The organism is Bradyrhizobium paxllaeri (assembly GCF_001693515.2).
GTDB classification, from domain to species: domain Bacteria; phylum Pseudomonadota; class Alphaproteobacteria; order Rhizobiales; family Xanthobacteraceae; genus Bradyrhizobium; species Bradyrhizobium paxllaeri.
Map to the genome: position 1 here is coordinate 523481 of NZ_CP042968.1, position 16826 is coordinate 540306.

Below are 16826 nucleotides of genomic sequence, written 5' to 3' on the forward strand. Positions count from 1 at the left end.
ACCTTATTCCTCCAGGGTAAATCCAACCCGCAACGTGACCTGATAATGGCGAACAGACCCGTTTTCGATATGGCCTCTGGTCTGCACGACTTCGAACCATTTCATTTCGCGGATGGTTTTTGACGCGCGGGAGACGGCGTTCTGGATCGCGTCCTCGATGCTTTTTTCGGAAGAGCCTACGAGATCCAGGATCTTGTACACGTGATCCTTCATTCCGGCGGTATCGGGCATGGCAAACCTCCGTTGCGGCCATCGGTGTTCATTCTGAACGAGTTATCGACCTCCTCAGTTCCATGACTTTCTGCCGACTTGTGCATCCGGTTGACCGCCGCGCGACTGAGGCCACGATCAAGGCCCCGCGTGCGATGCATCGATGCGCAGCCGGGATGCATCATCCGGCGCATTCGGCTGTTGAGGAATAGCTGAACTATCATTAGCTTGGCCGGAGGTCAGTCGGCGACCTCATGGTGGAAACGCAGGAGAGACACAACAATGTCCGCCCCGTCAGACGATCAGCTCGGCTTTGCGCCCGACTACGATTCTCCTGTCCCCTATATGCAGCGCACCCGCGATTATTACGCGGCGATCGGCTACACCACGCCCTACCGCTGGGCGCATTATGTCGATGCGCCGTTTCAGCCGCTGAAGAAGCCGCTGGCGCAGTCACGCGTGACCATCGTCACGACCGCCGCCCAATATGATCCCACCAAGGGCGATCAGGGACCCGGTGCCGCCTATAATGGCAGCGCGAAATTCTACCAGGTCTATGACGGCGATACCTCGAAACAACACGATCTGCGGATCTCGCATATCGGCTACGACCGCAAGCACACCACGGCCACCGACAGTGGCACCTGGTTTCCGCTGCCGCAGCTTCTGAAGGCGAAGGCTTTGGGCCGGATCGGCGAGGTCGCGCCGCGCTTCTTCGGCGCGCCGACCAACCGCAGCCACCGCGTCACCATCGATGTCGACGCGCCCGAGATCCTCGCCCGCTGTCTCGCCGATCAGGTCGATGTCGCCGTGATCGTGCCGAACTGTCCGGTCTGCCATCAGACCTCGGCGCTGGTCGCGCGCCATCTCGAAGCCAACGGCATCGCCACCGTCGTGATGGGCTGTGCCAAGGACATCGTCGAGCACGCCGCCGCGCCGCGCTTCCTGTTTTCGGACTTCCCGCTCGGCAATTCTGCCGGCAAGCCGCATGATGTGGAGTCGCAGGCGTTGACGCTTGAGCTGGCGCTGCGGCTGCTGGAGTCCGCGCCCGGCGCGCGCACCACGATGCAATCGCCGCTGCGCTGGAGCGAGGATGCCTCCTGGAAGCTCGACTACAACAACATCGCGCAGATGAGCCCGGAAGAACTGGCGCGGCGCCGCGCCGAGTTTGACAAGCAGAAAGAGATCGCGCGCGGCAACCGGGCTGCGTGACACAGGGCACGGCTCTCAGAACCGTCATTGCGAGCGAAGCGAAGCAATCCACGCTGCGGCAAAAGAAAGAATGGATTGCTTCGTCGCTGCGCTCCCTTGCACAAACGCTTCGCGTTTGTCGCAGGCAATGACGCTCGCAGGAGGAAACGGAATTGACCCGACCGTTCGAAGGCGTGAAGGTCCTCGACTTCACGCAGGTGCTGGCCGGCCCCTACGCGAGCTACCAGCTCGCGCTACTCGGGGCCGACGTCATCAAGGTGGAGCGCCGCGAGGGCGAGGACATGCGCCGCACGCCGCTGAGCCGCGAATGGGCCGAACGAGGCCTCGCGCCGGGATGGCAGGCGATCAACGGCAACAAGCGCAGCCTCACCCTCGATCTCTCGAAGCCGGAGGCAATCGCCATCGTCAAGCAGCTCGCCGCGCAGGCCGACGTGGTGATGGAGAATTTCCGCCCCGGCGTGATGGACAAGCTCGGCATCGGCTACGCCGCGCTCTCGGTGATCAATCCGCGACTGATCTACTGCGCTATTTCGGGTTTCGGCCAGACCGGACCGGCGCGGCTGGGCGCCGGCTATGACGGCAAGATCCAGGCGCTGTCAGGCATCATGTCGATCACGGGCCACGCCGAGACCGGGCCGACGCGCGCGGGCTTTGCGGTCTGCGACGTGCTATCGGGCGCCACCGCAGCCTTCGGCGTGTCGAGCGCGCTGTTCCAGCGCACCCATACCGGCAAGGGGCAAATGGTCGACGTCTCCATGCTGGAGGCGACGCTGGCGTTCCTGTCGGGCCAGGTGGCGGATTACTCGGTCGCCGGCCATCGCCAGCAGCTTTCCGGCAACCAGGCGGTCAGCCGCCGCCCGACCGCAAATCTCTTCAAGGCCGGCGACGGCTACCTGCTGCTCGCGGTCAACAGCGAGAAGCAATACATCGCCTTGATGACCGCGCTTGGCCGCGCCGATGCGCTGGAGGACCCGCGCTTCGCCGACTGGTTCGCCCGCCAGGAGAATGAGCCGGCGCTGCGGGCTATCATCGAGGAGGCGCTCTCGAAGAAGGACCCGCGCGAGTGGGAGAAGATCCTGGAGGCCGCAGGCGCGCCCTGCGCCAGCATCTGGAAGGTCGAGGAAGTGATCGATCACCCGCAGATCGCCGCGCGCGGCGCCATTCAGGAGATCGAGACGCCCTATGGCCGCCTGCGCTTTGCCGGCAGCGGTTTTCAGCTCGCCCATGGCGGCGGCCGGCTCGACCGGATGGCGCCCGCGCTCAGCGCCCATACCGAGGAGGTGCTGGCCTCGCTCGGCTACGATACCAAGGCGATCGCGGAGTTGCGGGCCCGTGAGGTCGTCTAGCGGTAGCGGGGGCCCGGGCGGCCGGTTCCTGTCCCGTTTTGGGCGCCGTCGCGCATAACGACCTTGCGCCAAGCCGCTTTGAGCGGCCGCGCTTCCCGTCTAAAAGACGCCTTTCCCGCTTCCCAGAAGGACAGATCATGCCCGCCTACCGCTCCCGAACCACGACCCACGGCCGCAACATGGCGGGCGCCCGCGGCCTCTGGCGCGCCACCGGCATGAAGAACGAGGACTTTGGCAAGCCGATCATCGCCGTGGTCAATTCCTTCACCCAGTTCGTGCCCGGCCACGTGCACTTGAAGGACCTCGGCCAGCTCGTTGCGCGCGAGATCGAGAAGGCCGGCGGCGTCGCGAAAGAGTTCAACACCATCGCGGTCGATGACGGCATAGCCATGGGCCATGACGGCATGCTCTACAGCCTGCCGTCGCGCGAGATCATCGCCGACAGCGTCGAGTACATGGTCAACGCCCATTGCGCCGACGCCATGGTCTGCATCTCCAACTGCGACAAGATCACGCCCGGCATGCTGATGGCCGCGCTGCGCATCAACATCCCGACCGTGTTCGTCTCGGGCGGCCCGATGGAGTCGGGCAAGGTCAATCTCAAGGGAAAAATCCGCGCGGTCGATCTGATCGACGCCATGGTCGCCGCCGCCGACAGCAACGTCAGCGACGCCGATGTGGAAGTGATCGAACGCTCGGCGTGCCCGACCTGCGGTTCGTGCTCGGGCATGTTCACCGCCAATTCCATGAATTGCTTGACCGAAGCGCTGGGGCTGGCGCTGCCTGGCAACGGCTCGATCCTGGCGACGCACGCCGACCGCAAGGGTTTGTTCGTCGAGGCCGGCCACCTGATCGTCGACCTTGCGCGGCGCTATTACGAGCAGGACGACGACACCGCGCTGCCGCGCACGATTGCCAACTTCAAGGCGTTCGAGAACGCGATGACGCTCGATATCGCGATGGGTGGCTCGACCAATACCGTGCTGCATCTGCTGGCTGCCGCCTATGAAGGCAAGGTGCCGTTCACGATGCAGGACATCGACCGGCTGTCGCGGCGGGTGCCTGTGCTCTGCAAGGTGGCGCCGTCGGTGGCGGACGTGCATCTGGAAGACGTGCACCGCGCCGGCGGCGTGATGGCCATTCTCGGCGAGCTCGACCGCGCCGGGCTGTTGAACCGCGGCCTCCCGATGGTTCACGCCAAGACGCTCGAGGACGCACTCGGCCGCTGGGATATCGTGCGCACCAAGAGTGAAAGCGTGCGGAAATTCTTCACGGCGGCGCCGGGCAATGTGCCGACGCAAGTCGCGTTCAGCCAGGAGCGCCGGTTCGAGGAGCTCGACACCGACCGCGCCGAGGGGTGCATCCGCGACGCCGAGCATGCATTCTCCAAGGACGGCGGCCTCGCGGTGCTGTCAGGCAATCTCGCGCTCGACGGCTGCATCGTGAAGACCGCCGGCGTCGACGAGAGCATCTTGAAGTTCGAGGGACCGGCGCGGATTTTCGAAAGCCAGGACGCCGCGGTCGAAGGCATTCTGGGCGGCAAGATCAAGCCCGGCGATGTCGTCGTGGTGCGTTACGAAGGCCCGCGCGGCGGCCCCGGTATGCAGGAGATGCTTTATCCGACCAGCTACCTGAAATCGAAGGGACTCGGCAAGGTCTGCGCGCTGGTCACCGATGGCCGCTTCTCGGGCGGCTCGTCAGGCCTGTCGATCGGGCATCTCTCGCCGGAAGCCGCCGAAGGCGGTCTGATCGGCCTCGTCGAGGATGGCGATCTCATCAAGATCGATATTCCCGCGCGTTCGATCAGCTTGGTCGTGGATGATGCCACGCTGGCGAAGCGCCGCGACGCCATGCTGGCCCGTGGAGCGGATGCCTGGAAGCCGGCCCAGAAACGCAAGCGCAACGTGACGATGGCGCTGAAGGCCTACGCGGCGCTGACGACAAGCGCCGCCCGCGGTGCTGTCCGCATCGTGCCGGAGTAAGTGCTGCGGCGTCTCTGGACCGGAAGCGCCGCTACCGGCGTGAAATCCGGGCCTGGTCGTTGCCGGCGGGCATGCTGGAATAGGCGACGTTTCCGCCGGCGGTAGCGAGCACGTCGCCCGAGCGCAGCGAGCCGTCCAGCGCGAGATCGACTGGCGCAAGGCCGGCTGGATTTTGGCCGTTGCAGGTGCAATCGGCGCGCAGCGCCTTCCGATAGGCAAAGGCGTTTTCGCTGTCGGCGTAGCGTTCGCCGGTTGCGGCATAGGCGCTGTCGATGTTGGAGCCGAAGAAAATTTTGGTCGGGCTTGCCGGGCAGAAGGCCTGGCACAACTGCGCCGGCGGGGCCGCGCCGCGCATCAGCGGAAAATACTTGCCGTCGCAACTGCGCACGCAGAAGGCAGGTCCCGTGCTTGCAGCGACCGGTCGCGGCGGCGTTAGTTGCGGATTGTTGTTGAAAATGTTGCCGAAGAACGAGTTCTGCTGTTGCTGCTTCGGGCCGCCGCCGAAAAGGAAATCAAGCAAGTTTTCGGCCGAGCTCGTTTCCGGCGCCAGCGCCACGGGGCCCGCGATAGCGGTAGCAACAAGCATGCGGCGCAGCTTGCGCTGAAAGGACAATTCGGTTCGCAACGCTTGATCCATCGGACGCCTCTCTCGCTAGTTAGGGGCGCGCTGAGTTCTCATTTGCGGCAATCTTGGATTTGAAACGCGCGCTAAGCGGGGCGAAGAAAGGGAAAGAAATAGGCGAGCGGGCACCGCAGGCGCCACATTTCGGCCGTTATGGAGCGCCGTTGGGGCCGTGGATCTCCGTGGGTTCGTCCGCATTGAAGCGACCCCGAAGACCGATAGGGGCGATCGCGTCGGTTCTGCCGCAAGCCGGGGAATTCCGCTCCGCCCGCCCCCAACAGGACATCGTTACCGCGCGAGAGGCGCCGTCGCTCAGTGACAAATCATCGGCATGCCGGAATAAATCCACAGTGCACTGATTGTGATCCCACTGAACCAGCCAAGGATCGCCCATCGTCCTGCTTGCCGGGAGAACCACGGAAAGCGCCAATGCGACTTGCTGTACGTCAGCGATTGTCCCGACAGCAGTGTCATCGAAGGTCTGCCGACGCCCGACGGATGCCAGCAAACGCGTAGCAGGCGCCAGCCACATAGACAGCTATGCTAAGCCCCTGCGCGGCGAGCCACAGGTTCTTGCCGGCGGGAATCGCATGGTAGTAGAAATTCGGCCAGAAAAAGTTGCAAATCACGTAGCCTGCGGCAGCTGATACGAGCGTGGCGATCAAGCCGAAGGTGCAGAGCGTGGGGGCAATGCGTTCGTGACTTGAAATATCCAGCGGCGCGCCCTGCCGTTGGATTGCCTGATAGCAGAAGCCGATGGCAACCATGCCAAGACCACCTGCCTTGAGGACCAGCTCCGCAAGCACCGCCGGACAACCCCACCAAAGCGTGATGTTTCTCAGGAAGTCCGGCCCGACATCTCCGGCAATGGCCCCAACCATATAATGCGCAATAGGAATGAAGCCCGTCAGGAATCCCGTGATGAAGAGCCCCAGGCCCCAGCGAATGAACTTCCAGCTTAGTGCCGTCGGAGTGACGATGGCCTGGCTGTTCATTGCAATGGTCGCGTTGGTCATTGCGGCCTCCCATTTCCGTCAACTACGAAGCTCCCGCCTTCGTCGGCGTGGACGCTGCAGACGCCACCGCCATCAGCGCCAACGCCATGCATCGGCCATTTCGCGGCCGTGCGAGAAACTCAAACCTCGAGCTCATGCCGGCCTCGCGGGCCGGCATGAGCAAGGATTTCAGGCCGCGACCTTCACGGCGGCAGGAATTTTCCATGTGCCGTTGATGATCGACGGGTCCGTTTCCTGAGGCCAGTACATGCGCAGCATCAGTATGAAATCTCCCGCCGGCGCCGGAAGCCAATTCGCCTCCTTGTCTTTGCCGGGCGAGTCCTTCTGGATGTAGAGATCGGTTGAACCGTCCGGATTTTCCTTCAGGTCCTGCCGCGCGCTGATCGAGTAGCGGTTGAGCGGATTGTTCACGAAGAAGTAGCCGCTGTCGTACATCGTGAGTGACCAGAATCCCTCGACCGGGGGCAACTGCCCCTTGGGAAACCGCATGACGTATTTGTGCGCGCCGTTGTACTTGTCGCCGTGCGCATCCTTTTGCGAGGTCGGATACACCGCATCCTGCGGACGGTTGGCGCCGAGCCCGATCGCGGTTATCAGAGCTCGCATCGGATAGTCGGTGCCATAGATGCCGGTCTTGGTGGTGAAGGCAAAACCGTTCTCGTCGGTGATCGCCTTGTTGATCTTGAACTGAAGCATGATGCGATCGAACGAAAGCTCAGGTACGCGCTTCAGGAAATCCGCCTTCAGCTTGCTCTCGTCAAAATCCTGTCCGGGGACGATGCCGATACGGGCAAATCTGGCGAGCTGCGGCGCGTCCGCCGCGTAAGGCGGATTGGCCTTCATGAGTTCGCACAGCAGCTTGAAATACGACACCGCGTCCATGCGATTGACCTGCTCGCGGACGGCGGTCTTCATGTCGATCGACGGATCGACCTTTCCCGCAGGTGGTGTGTACGGCTGGCCGTAGGCACTCAACGGCACGAGCTTGCACTCGTCCTGCAGCTTGTGCACGGCGGCATAGTCTTCCGGCGTGCCGGTACAATAGATGCGGCCGAGCAGCCATACGATGTTGGTCTGCGACTTGTACTGCTTCACGCCATCCGGCAGCGTACCGCTCCACCGCGGGCCGGTGATCGCGTAGGTCTGTGCGCCGGTGCCGGTCGTACGCTTGCCGGGGACCTGGAACACCGTCGTCCAGCCGTCCAGCATCGGCATCAGGAAATAGCGCCCCTTCATGTCGGGAATGCTGAGGACCCATGGCTCCTTCCCAACATCGAAAAAGGCGGTAGTGTAGAGAGTGTCGGCGTTTGGCGCCGTGACGTCCCTGAACGAGGCGTCGGGATATTGGCGCAGCTTGATGATGTGGCCCATTGGCCCGCGCGTCCCAGCTGGTTCGGCGACGTTGGTGATGATCCGGCGGGTCATCTCCATCGTCACCAGCGGATAGCCGAAGACGTAGGCGTCGCTTGCGAGCCAGAAATCCTCCAGGCCCTGACCGACCCCGAGGAAGGAATCTTGAGCAAGAGCCGATCGTGCTGCGGCCGCTCCTGCCAGCAGTCCCATTCCACCAAAAGCAAGGGATCGACGTGTGAAGTTCATCGTTGTCTCCTTCGAAAATAGATTAAAGGTGTGGCGTAATGATTTTGGATTTCATTCCGGGACGGACGAGGCATCGGATTTCGCGATGCCTCGCTGTCGGGACAGATTGCGTCGCGCTGCGGCGGCGATGCCGTTCATCTGCGCGGCTCAATAGCAAGGCGGATAGGGATAGTATCCGCAGCGGGGCGCATAGTACGGATAGGCCGCGGCTCCGGCGACGGCGGCCGCTCCCGCAAAGGCCGCGCCACGATAGAAAGCACCGCGCCAAGCCGTTCGTCGGGCGACGCCGGCAAAGGACAGCGGCGTGAACGGCCGGCCGATGATGTCGATGAAGACCGATGCCGGTCCATCGGCTCCCGCCAGATCGCCCTCGAGCACATCGACGTCGAAGGTCAACCGGTCGCCTTCAAGCTTTGGCGATTTCAGTACGACGACGGCGTCAACCACCGACGATCCGTCTTTCTTGAACCCGGATACCGTCGCGTTTGGCGGATCTTTCGCAAAATTGTCGCTGCCATTGCCCCAGTCCTCGACGATCCGCGCGGTGAGATCGTGGCCGGCGGCACGGACGGGCCGATCGGCGAACACGATCGCATTCGGCGAGATTCCCGTCAGCACCAGCTTGGCGTCCTTCAGGCTTGCACCGCGCGAATTGAGGACGAAAAGGGAGGGAACGACTTCAGGCTTTGCCTGACCGATCGATTTCTCAAGCGGCACATGAGGTTTGGAATCGGGGGCCGATTGAGCAGAAAGATTTTGGGGCCAGACCAGCAACCCGCCAGCGCAGAACGCAATCAAAGCAACTCGAAACGTCATGGTTGTTCTCTCCCTTGAAAGAGGGGTAGTTGGTCGGCTCGCAGCGCAAATCGCCCCCGGCATGATCTTGCCTTGCAACACGCGGCTCCTTCCGGAGCCCGGCAATCTCGATAAGCATTTCGCGCCAATTCAAATCGCGCGTCTTGCCATTTCGCGCCAATCGTCGGGGATGGTTCAGCGGCCAATCGCGTGAGGCTGTCCGCGGGGACGTGCGGGATCGCGCTTGCCGTCACGTTGTTGCCGCCGGTAAACAACGGGTTGAATTTTCATCAGGCGCGCGAACGAACGGCTGAAGCTGCTTGCGTTGCTGTAGCCGAGGAATTTGGCGATATCCGACAAGGGCTTGCTCGAATCGACGAGCAGCCGGCACGCAATTTTCAGGCGTATCCCTGCGAGCATTTCGCTGTGACTCGTGCCCAGGCGCCCGAGATGACGCTGCAGCGTACGCCCGCTGATTTTGAGCGCACGGGCCGTGCCATCGAGGGTTGCGTCACCGTGCCGCAGCGATGCGACAATGGCCGCGCGGACCGCCTGGAATGAAGGCAAACGGACAGCTCTCATCGGTTGGTGTGAGCGTGAAGCCCATGCTCCCTCAATAGAAAACTGATCTTCAAGGCTACAGGCATTTTGACGGCCCATCTGGCCATCAGCCGCCAAATAATTTCGCCAGATGGTCGGCAAGGCGCCTTCCATCCATCGGTTAGGATTGTGCGGGTAAAGCGAAGCAAGAGACTTGGCTCCCTAAGACCCGAGGTTGACCAAGTATCAGCTACCTACTTCGACAGACGAAAAGGTCGGCAACTACCTTCCGTCGCTACCGTCTGTTTGATTTGCGCGGCTACGCAGGAAAAGCTAGGCTCAAACGATAGCCCGCGGTTAAACCACAGCCGGACAGCAAGTTACGTCAATCGCTTTTCAAATTCGGCCTCGAGGTGCGGCCCAATGGCAAAGATTCATCTAACGCGTTGCCAACACCTTAGTCCCTTCGTCGACATCTTGAATGGCCTTGGAGCACCAACGGCGTCGCTGCTGGGAAAGTTTCGCCTTCCGACGTCGTTGGAAGGAAAAGCAAACCATTATGTCCCGATCTTTTCCGCGATCGAATTCGCGGAATTTGCGTGCCGATCGCAAGGCATCGAGGATTTCGGATTCCACGCTTCTCGACAGCTGCATTTCGGTCACCTGAGCGAAAAGACCCGCAATCTAATCGGCCTTTCCCCGACACTGCTCGTAGCACTGCAGCAGACCTGCAAGTGGGCATCGCTCGAAGATTCGAACTTGAGCAACTGGCTCGAGCGACACGACGATCACGTGAGAATTTGCAGCAGGCTAGCTGGAAGCAAAGGGTTACTGCATCTCGAGCATTCACAGTGGCTTCAGAACATCTTCCCGATATACATCGTCCGGCAATTCGCCGGCCCCGACTGGGCTCCGGCAACTATCGCGTTTGAAGCGCGCTACACGCCGAGCCCTGCCTGTCAGTCATTCTGGCCACGTTCACGGTTCCTGTCGGGCCAGAAGGCGTCATGGATCGACGTGCCGATATCGTTGCTCGCCCTTCCCAACCGCGCGAACGAGGATATTCCTCGTCTGGAGGACGACGAGGTCGCCCAATCCGACTTCGATATCATCGAAACGCTAAAGTTGATGTTGCCGTCGTACCTGGACGAACGAGCTCCGGTTCTCGCCGAAATCGCAGAAATGGCAGGCCTCAGTACGCGAAGCTTTCAACGCAAGCTCTCTGTCGCCGGCCTTACATATTCAGACCTGCTCGATACCGTCCGGTTTGAGAACGCCAGCAAGCTGTTGAGAGAGAAGGATTCCAAGATTATCGAAGTCGCATTCGCCTCGGGCTACGCGGATCCTGCGCACTTTACCCGCGCCTTCCGCAGGATTGCCGGTGTTACGCCGCGGCAATTTCGCGAGCAATGGCGACCTCAATAAGACAATTCTTCCAGATGCTCCTGTGCACGGTGTACTGGATCCTCCGCCTTCGCCGGGGGCGACAGTGTCAATCGTGACGCCCTACCCCAGCACCTTGACGCCGCCGAGCGCGGTCACCCGGCCGCGCTTGAGCATCACGATCTGCGTCGCGAGCTGGCGCAGCTCGGCCGCGTCGTGGCTGACATAGACCATGGGGATGCCTTCGTCGCGCAGCCGCACCAGATAGGGCAGGATCTCCTCCTTGCGGCCTTCGTCGAGCGAGCCCAACGGTTCGTCCAGCAATAGCAGACGCGGCTTTGACAACAGCGCGCGGCCGAGCGCGACGCGCTGGCGCTCGCCGCCGGAGAGTTGGCCGGGCCGGCGGTCGAGCAGATGGCCGATGTCGAGCAGGTCGGTGATGCGCGTGCGCTGAGCGGAATCGTCGGCGAGCTTGTTCATCCGCCGCCCGTAGTCGAGATTTTGCCGCACGTTAAGATGCGGAAACAATCGCGCATCCTGAAACACGTAGCCGATCCGGCGCCGGTGCGGCGGCACATGGATGCCTTTCGACGTATCGTCCAGTGTTTCACCATCGAGCGCGATGACGCCGCGATCGGGACGCAGCAGGCCCGCGATCATGTTGATCAGCGAGGTCTTGCCGGCGCCGGATGCGCCGAACAGGCCGGTGACGCGGCCCTGGCTCTCGAACGAGGCTTCGAGCGAGAATTCGCCGAGCTGCTTGGTGACGTCGACGCGCAGCATGGTCAGTTCCCGTGCAGGCGTTTGGTGGCGCGCCGGGCGAACCATTCGGATGCGATCAAAGCGCCCATTGCGATCACGGTAGAGACGACGACCAGCCGTCCTGCCGCGGCGTCGCCATCCGGCGTCTGGATCAGCGAATAGATCGCCGACGAAATGGTCTGGGTCTCGCCGGGGATGTTGGAGACGAAGGTAATGGTGGCGCCGAACTCGCCGATCGCCTTGGCAAAGCCGAGCACCATACCCGCGAGCACGCCCGGCAACGCCAGCGGCAGAGTCACGGTGGCGAACACCTGCCACGGCGCGGCACCGAGTGTGCTCGACGCCTGCTCCAGACGGCGATCGATCGCCTCGATCGAAAGACGGATCGGCCGCACCAGCAACGGAAACGACATGATGCCGCAGGCAAGCGCAGCTCCGGTCCAGCGAAACGCGAACACGATTCCGAGGTTATCGGCAAGCCACGCGCCAACCAGGCCGCGGCGGCCGAAAGTCAGCAGCAGCAGGTAGCCGGTGACGACCGGCGGCAGCACCAGCGGTAAATGGACAAGCGCATCAAGGATCGATTTGCCCCAGAACTCACGCCGCGCCAATAGCCACGCCAGCGCCACGCCGAACGGGGTCGCCACCAGCGTCGCGATGATGGCGACCCGCAGCGACAGCAGGATGGCAGTCCATTCGGCAGGCGAGATCTCGAACATCAGGTTGACGGGCTGACAAGGAATTTGAAGCCGTATTTTTCAAGGATGGTCTTCGCCGCCGTTGAGCGCAGGAAGGCGAGATAGTCAGAGGCTTGCGGTTTCGCGGTCGTCGTCGCCGCCACCGGATAGATGATCGCGGGATGGGAATCGGCCGGGAAGGTGCCGACGATCTTGACGCCGGGCTCGATCTTGGCGTCGGTGGCATAGACGATGCCGAGAACGGCTTCGCCGCGCGCCACCAGCGTCAGCGCGGCGCGCACGCTCTCGGCCATGGCGAATTTTGGTTCGGCCGGCTGCCATGAACCCAGCTTCTCCAGTGCGGCCTTGGCATACTTGCCGACGGGCACGGATTTCACATCGCCCGTAGCGATCTTGCCGTCGCCGGCAAGCTTGGCGAGGTCGAAGCCGGTGCCGATGTTCACATTGTCGACCTTGGAGTCCTTCGGCGCGATCAGCACGATGCTGTTGCCGAGCAGATTGACACGGCTCGACTCATTGATGGTCTTCTTAGAGATCGCGTAGTCCATCCAGTCGGTGTCGGCAGAGATGAACACGTCGGCCGGTGCACCCTGTTCGATCTGCCGGGCAAGCGCCGAACTGGCGGCGTAGCTGACGGTGATCTTGACGCCCGTCTTTGCAGTATAGGCGGCGTCGATCTCGTCGAGCGCATTCTTCATCGAAGCCGCAGCGAACACTGTCAGGGATTTTTCCTGCGCGGCGGCGGGTGAGGCGGTGACTGCCAATGATATGGCGAAGGCCAGGAAAAGGCTGGCAAGACGATTCATCGGGCGCTCCATGCATGATTGCGAACGGCCGGTTGCCGCGCACAAGACAGGCGTTGGTTGGGTAAGGCGACCGTCGGAAGCGCAGTTCCGGTATCCCTGGTGGACTTGCGGTCGATCGGGATGTCGCCAGCCCTGACAATAGTCAGGATGGGGGAAGAGGTAAAGGCAGCTGCACCGCCTCGCAAGGTGCAGCCAGGCCGAGTTGCCGTACCGTTAATGATGATGGTGTCGCTTGTGGCCGCCGCTGCCGTAGCCACGCAGCTCCGCATACTTCGTCATCTGCGACGGGGTCAAAATGCGCGCCGTGGACAAATGATATTTCAGATGGGTCTCGCGCAGCATGCCCTGCGTGGCGGCGACGGCCGCGGTGGACGCCTTCAGGCTTTCCGGCGTGACGGTGCGGGTCGCAAACTGCTTGTCCAGTTCGGCTTCCTGCTCGATCAGCCTGGCGCCGAGCGGCATCGCCTCGGCCTTCATGGAATCGAACAGGCGCTGCATGCCGGCGCGTTGCTCGGCGGAGAGTTCGAGCTTGTCGGCGAGTTCGAGCACATGCAACGGCCCCGGATAGCCGTTGAGTTCGGCCGCGAGCGCCAGGCCCATTCCGCGGCCGGCGCCGAGGTCGGCAATCTGCTGCTCGGACAGCGCCTTGATCGAGCGCGTCTGCATCCCCGCGTAGGGGGTTTGTGCATGCACGCTGGTGACGAAAGCGATGGATGCGATCACGGGCCAGATCTTCATCGATGTCCTCCTTGAGGTTTGTTCGCCGTCAGTGCTTCACATCGGGCGCGTTCAGCACTGCCTTGCAGGCGGGCGGCAGCGACGCCATTGTCAGCGGCGGTTTCGGCTTTGGCGGCACCTTGGGCGGCTTCGGATGCAGCACCGCATCGCTGAACCAGTAGGCGAGATCGCCCGTGCTGCAGCCTTCGCCGTCGTTGGGCTCTGGCTGGCTGTCGCATTCGCCGGCGCCGGGCGGGCATCTGATGCGGATGTGGAAGTGATAGTCGTGGCCGTACATCGGGCGCACCTTGTGCAGCCAGTTGCGGTTGCCCTTGGCCTCGCGGCACAGCGCCTTCTTGATCGCGGCATTGACGAAGATGCGCTGCACGCTGGGCTCCTGCGCGGCGGCGCGGATGACGGCAAGATGCGTCGGCGTCCAGGCGTGCGGATCGATATCGAGCCGATCGCTGCGCACCATCATCACCGCCGACATTTCCTCGCGCTCGTTACGCGATAGTTGCCGGTTCGGCATCGGTGTCAGCCAGATGTCGGCATCCAGCCCCACCTGATGGCTGGCATGCCCGGTAAACATCGGCCCGCCGCGCGGCTGCGACATGTCGCCGACCAATATGCCGGGCCAGCCCGCATCCCGGCGTGCTCTTGCTGCCAGCCGTTTCACCAGCGCGACCAGATCCGGATGGCCCCAGTAACGATTGCGCGACAGCCGCATCACCTGCCAATTGTCTCCATTGAGCGGCAGCCCTTCCGCGCCCGAAATGCAACCATGGGCGTAGAATCCGTGCACCCGCGTCGGCATCGCCGCCGGCAGCAGCTTGCGGCCGAACAGTTCCTTGGCGGCGACATTGGGATCGTTGGGATTGGAGAGCGGCGGCAGCGGTTTAGGATTGACCGAGCCCTTGTCCTGCGCCCATGCGCTGGCGGCATGGGCGGCGGCGATCAAGGTGAGGAGCGGGATCAGAATCAGGCGAGGGAGCATCGGATCACTCAAATTCGCGCAAGCGTAGCATGAAATTGGAGCGGGGACGACCACCCTCGTTGGTGACCCCGCTCCAGCCTCATTCCCGGTTCTTGTTATCCGTGCGCCTGCAAGGCCTGCCGGATGGCTCGCTCAACCGGCGAATAATCGCCGTCGGGTCGCGCAAGCCTGAACGGCTCCGCCGGGTGCAGCGGCGGTTGCGCCATGAAACGCGGCGAGGAGCCCCGGTGCATCTGTGCGGCGTGAACGAGGAACGGGTGGCACAAATAGACCGTGCCGGCCTCGCCGGTCGCCAGCACCTCGGGCCGGCCGCTTCCTATTTCGTCCAGCACGAGATGCGACATGCCGGCCTCGCCGGCCGGTTCGAGCAAGCGCGCCATATCCAGATGCGAGCCCGCTCTTATTCGGGTGGGCGCATCGGATTCTCCAACATCGGAGAACAGGAACAGCATCAGCAGCGCGCGCCCGCGAGACGTCACGTTCACGCGCCAGGCCGCGTAATCATGATTATCGCCTGCGTCCTCCGCGGCGAAACTGACATCGACATGCCAGCCGGCATCGCCGGGATCGCGCGGGCTCGGAAACCGCACCGGGAACGTTCCGAGGTCGCCCCGCGGCCACCAGCGTTTCCGCCCGACGAGCTGGTCGAAGGCTGTGTGAAGCTGCGGGGTATTGACGGCCTTCCTGAACGGTTCGTCGCCGTAGTATCCAAGGCGGATCACCGGCTCAGTCCACGTCGCGGGATCGTCGGGGTCGCAGGGCAAATCGCGCCACAGGATGGCGCGGCCCTGCTCCGCAAGTTCGCGCGGAAAGGCGTGATCGATCCGAACAAAGCCGTCGTGAATGAATTGCTCGATCTGCGCATCGCTGAGCGCGCGCGCTGGTTTGCTGTCAGGCATGAAAATCCTCTTATCGCTGGGCAAGCGTCCATGGCCCTGCGCGAAGCAGGTGCGGCCGGACTGTTTCTATCGAAAACTTCCGCCCGCCTTAGCGGGCAACGCGTCAGCGCGCGAGGAAGAAGACCGAAGCGATATGGGAGGTGCGGATCATCATGGCATTTGCAGTGTAGCAAACCGGCGGCCGGCGTTCAACGCAGCCGCGCTCATTGCAACTCGATATTGGCTGATTTGATCACCGCGGCCCAGCGGTCGATTTCCTCGCGCATATAAGCGGATGACTTGTCGACCGGGCCGCCGAAAATCCCGGCGGATAGTTTCTTGAGTTGCTCCTGCACCTGGGGCTGGCGCAAGGCCTCGTTCACGTCGGCGTTGATCTTGTCGACGATGTTTTTCGGCGTCTTGGGCGGCGCGACGATGCCGTACCACGCGACCGCTTCGAAACCCGGCAGCGTCTCTGATATCGTCGGTACGTCCGGCAGCGTTGGAAGCCGCTCGGACGAGGCCACGGCAAGCAATTTCAGCTTGCCGGCCTGGACCAGCGCCAGCGAGACGCCGAGATTGTCGAACATGACGTCGACATCGCCGGCCACGAGCCCCTGCAGCGCAGGCGCCGAGCCGCGATAGGGAATGTGCCGCATCTTCACCTTCGCCATCAGTTGAAACAGTTCCGACGTCAGATGCGAGGTCGTGCCGTTGCCCTGCGTGGCGCAGATGGTCCTGTCGGATTTGCCTTTCAGGTACGCGATCAACTCGGGCACGCTCGATGCCTTGATGTTGGTCGGATTGACGATCAGCGCGTTCGGTACCTTGGCCATCACGATAACAGGCTCGAATTTCGTCGGATCGAATCCGAGCCTGGGATACAGATTGTGATTGATCGCAAGCGGCGGCGGCGGCGAGGAGAGCAGGGTGTAGCCGTCGGGTGCCGAATGAAAGACCTGTTCGGCGCCGATGTTTCCTGCGGCGCCGGTGCGGTTTTCGATCACCACCGGCTGGCTCCATTTGCGCGACAGCCAGTCCCCGACAATCCTTGGAATGGCATCGGCCGTTCCGCCGGCGGGGAAGGGAACGACGATCTTCACGGGGCGGTCCGGATAGTCCGCGGCCGACGCATGCGTTGAAAAATGCGCGGCCAAGGCGAGAGCCAGCGGCAACAGCGCCAGTTTACGGCAGACGGCAAGCAGCGCTGGCATGGAGCCATGCATTGAAACTCCTCCCGCTATCGTTTTCCGTCCGGTCTGA

17 protein-coding genes are annotated in these 16826 nt (G+C 62.7%); 4 read left to right on the top strand and 13 right to left on the bottom strand.

Annotation, left to right across the window (positions count from 1 at the left end):
- Positions 1–3 precede the first annotated feature (3 nt).
- A complete protein-coding gene (locus LMTR21_RS02460; protein WP_141688195.1) occupies positions 4–213 on the bottom strand; it encodes a dodecin in 210 nt (69 codons plus the stop codon).
- Between the two features lie 279 nt (positions 214–492).
- Here LMTR21_RS02460 and LMTR21_RS02465 point away from each other — a divergent pair, with 279 nt between their 5' ends.
- The 3 genes from LMTR21_RS02465 to ilvD all read left to right on the top strand — a co-directional run bounded on the left by LMTR21_RS02465 (position 493) and on the right by ilvD (position 4750).
- Positions 493–1422 (top strand): glycine reductase, encoded by a 930-nt coding sequence (locus LMTR21_RS02465; protein ID WP_065751739.1) that lies wholly within the window; start codon positions 493–495, stop codon positions 1420–1422.
- A gap of 152 nt (positions 1423–1574) precedes the next feature.
- Positions 1575–2768 carry a CaiB/BaiF CoA transferase family protein gene (locus tag LMTR21_RS02470; RefSeq protein ID WP_065751740.1) on the top strand — a complete coding sequence of 398 codons (1194 nt, stop codon included), beginning with the start codon at positions 1575–1577 and terminating at the stop codon, positions 2766–2768.
- 137 nt (positions 2769–2905) lie between these two features.
- Positions 2906–4750: a dihydroxy-acid dehydratase gene (gene ilvD / locus LMTR21_RS02475; RefSeq protein ID WP_065751741.1), complete on the top strand. Its 1845-nt coding sequence runs from the start codon at positions 2906–2908 to the stop codon at positions 4748–4750.
- 31 nt (positions 4751–4781) lie between these two features.
- Here the strand turns inward: ilvD and LMTR21_RS02480 are convergent, their stop codons facing one another.
- The 5 genes from LMTR21_RS02480 to LMTR21_RS02500 form a co-directional block, all read right to left on the bottom strand.
- Positions 4782–5387, bottom strand: a complete 606-nt coding sequence (locus tag LMTR21_RS02480; RefSeq protein WP_347339164.1) for a DUF2865 domain-containing protein — start codon at positions 5385–5387, stop codon at positions 4782–4784.
- Between the two features lie 455 nt (positions 5388–5842).
- Positions 5843–6388, bottom strand: a complete 546-nt coding sequence (locus LMTR21_RS02485) for a hypothetical protein (protein WP_065751742.1) — start codon at positions 6386–6388, stop codon at positions 5843–5845.
- 168 nt (positions 6389–6556) lie between these two features.
- Positions 6557–7987 carry a DUF1254 domain-containing protein gene (locus tag LMTR21_RS02490; protein WP_065751743.1) on the bottom strand — a complete coding sequence of 477 codons (1431 nt, stop codon included), beginning with the start codon at positions 7985–7987 and terminating at the stop codon, positions 6557–6559.
- Between the two features lie 147 nt (positions 7988–8134).
- Positions 8135–8803, bottom strand: a complete 669-nt coding sequence (locus LMTR21_RS02495) for a hypothetical protein (protein ID WP_246175011.1) — start codon at positions 8801–8803, stop codon at positions 8135–8137.
- 174 nt (positions 8804–8977) lie between these two features.
- A complete protein-coding gene (locus LMTR21_RS02500) occupies positions 8978–9484 on the bottom strand; it encodes a helix-turn-helix domain-containing protein (RefSeq protein ID WP_246175016.1) in 507 nt (168 codons plus the stop codon).
- 261 nt (positions 9485–9745) lie between these two features.
- Here LMTR21_RS02500 and LMTR21_RS02505 point away from each other — a divergent pair, with 261 nt between their 5' ends.
- On the top strand, positions 9746–10747 hold the full coding sequence (locus LMTR21_RS02505; RefSeq protein ID WP_084030494.1) for a helix-turn-helix domain-containing protein: 1002 nt from the start codon (positions 9746–9748) through the stop codon (positions 10745–10747).
- An 81-nt stretch (positions 10748–10828) separates the two neighbouring features.
- On the opposite strand, the gene modC is transcribed toward LMTR21_RS02505, so the two are convergent.
- From modC to LMTR21_RS02540, 7 genes are all read right to left on the bottom strand, one after another.
- Positions 10829–11488 (bottom strand): molybdenum ABC transporter ATP-binding protein, encoded by a 660-nt coding sequence (modC, locus tag LMTR21_RS02510; protein WP_065751746.1) that lies wholly within the window; start codon positions 11486–11488, stop codon positions 10829–10831.
- Positions 11489–11490: 2 nt separating this feature from the next.
- Positions 11491–12186: a molybdate ABC transporter permease subunit gene (gene modB, locus LMTR21_RS02515; protein ID WP_065751747.1), complete on the bottom strand. Its 696-nt coding sequence runs from the start codon at positions 12184–12186 to the stop codon at positions 11491–11493.
- Entirely contained in the window at positions 12186–12971 is a 786-nt protein-coding gene (gene modA / locus LMTR21_RS02520; protein WP_065751817.1) for a molybdate ABC transporter substrate-binding protein, read from the bottom strand. The genes modB and modA overlap by 1 nt, the downstream gene beginning before the upstream one ends.
- A gap of 213 nt (positions 12972–13184) precedes the next feature.
- Entirely contained in the window at positions 13185–13709 is a 525-nt protein-coding gene (locus LMTR21_RS02525) for a Spy/CpxP family protein refolding chaperone (RefSeq protein WP_065751748.1), read from the bottom strand.
- A 28-nt stretch (positions 13710–13737) separates the two neighbouring features.
- Positions 13738–14685, bottom strand: coding sequence for a penicillin-insensitive murein endopeptidase (gene mepA / locus LMTR21_RS02530; protein WP_065751749.1), 948 nt, complete (start codon positions 14683–14685; stop codon positions 13738–13740).
- A gap of 95 nt (positions 14686–14780) precedes the next feature.
- Positions 14781–15584, bottom strand: a complete 804-nt coding sequence (locus tag LMTR21_RS02535) for a phytanoyl-CoA dioxygenase family protein (RefSeq protein WP_065751750.1) — start codon at positions 15582–15584, stop codon at positions 14781–14783.
- Between the two features lie 203 nt (positions 15585–15787).
- The gene (locus LMTR21_RS02540) at positions 15788–16789 is read right to left on the bottom strand and encodes a Bug family tripartite tricarboxylate transporter substrate binding protein (RefSeq protein WP_187399298.1); all 1002 of its coding nucleotides are present in this window, start codon (positions 16787–16789) and stop codon (positions 15788–15790) included.
- Positions 16790–16826 lie beyond the last annotated feature (37 nt).

Excerpts from the sequence above, each read along its gene's own strand:
- LMTR21_RS02460 (WP_141688195.1), bottom strand. The coding sequence starts at position 213 with ATGAAGGATCACGTGTACAAGATCCTGGATCTCGTAGGCTCTTCCGAA.
- LMTR21_RS02465 (WP_065751739.1), top strand. The coding sequence starts at position 493 with ATGTCCGCCCCGTCAGACGATCAGCTCGGCTTTGCGCCCGACTACGAT.
- ilvD (WP_065751741.1), top strand. The coding sequence starts at position 2,906 with ATGCCCGCCTACCGCTCCCGAACCACGACCCACGGCCGCAACATGGCG.
- LMTR21_RS02480 (WP_347339164.1), bottom strand. The coding sequence starts at position 5,387 with ATGGATCAAGCGTTGCGAACCGAATTGTCCTTTCAGCGCAAGCTGCGC.
- LMTR21_RS02485 (WP_065751742.1), bottom strand. The coding sequence starts at position 6,388 with ATGACCAACGCGACCATTGCAATGAACAGCCAGGCCATCGTCACTCCG.
- LMTR21_RS02490 (WP_065751743.1), bottom strand. The coding sequence starts at position 7,987 with ATGAACTTCACACGTCGATCCCTTGCTTTTGGTGGAATGGGACTGCTG.
- LMTR21_RS02495 (WP_246175011.1), bottom strand. The coding sequence starts at position 8,803 with ATGACGTTTCGAGTTGCTTTGATTGCGTTCTGCGCTGGCGGGTTGCTG.
- LMTR21_RS02505 (WP_084030494.1), top strand. The coding sequence starts at position 9,746 with ATGGCAAAGATTCATCTAACGCGTTGCCAACACCTTAGTCCCTTCGTC.
- modC (WP_065751746.1), bottom strand. The coding sequence starts at position 11,488 with ATGCTGCGCGTCGACGTCACCAAGCAGCTCGGCGAATTCTCGCTCGAA.
- modB (WP_065751747.1), bottom strand. The coding sequence starts at position 12,186 with ATGTTCGAGATCTCGCCTGCCGAATGGACTGCCATCCTGCTGTCGCTG.
- modA (WP_065751817.1), bottom strand. The coding sequence starts at position 12,971 with ATGAATCGTCTTGCCAGCCTTTTCCTGGCCTTCGCCATATCATTGGCA.
- LMTR21_RS02525 (WP_065751748.1), bottom strand. The coding sequence starts at position 13,709 with ATGAAGATCTGGCCCGTGATCGCATCCATCGCTTTCGTCACCAGCGTG.
- mepA (WP_065751749.1), bottom strand. The coding sequence starts at position 14,685 with ATGCTCCCTCGCCTGATTCTGATCCCGCTCCTCACCTTGATCGCCGCC.
- LMTR21_RS02535 (WP_065751750.1), bottom strand. The coding sequence starts at position 15,584 with ATGCCTGACAGCAAACCAGCGCGCGCGCTCAGCGATGCGCAGATCGAG.
- LMTR21_RS02540 (WP_187399298.1), bottom strand. The coding sequence starts at position 16,789 with ATGCATGGCTCCATGCCAGCGCTGCTTGCCGTCTGCCGTAAACTGGCG.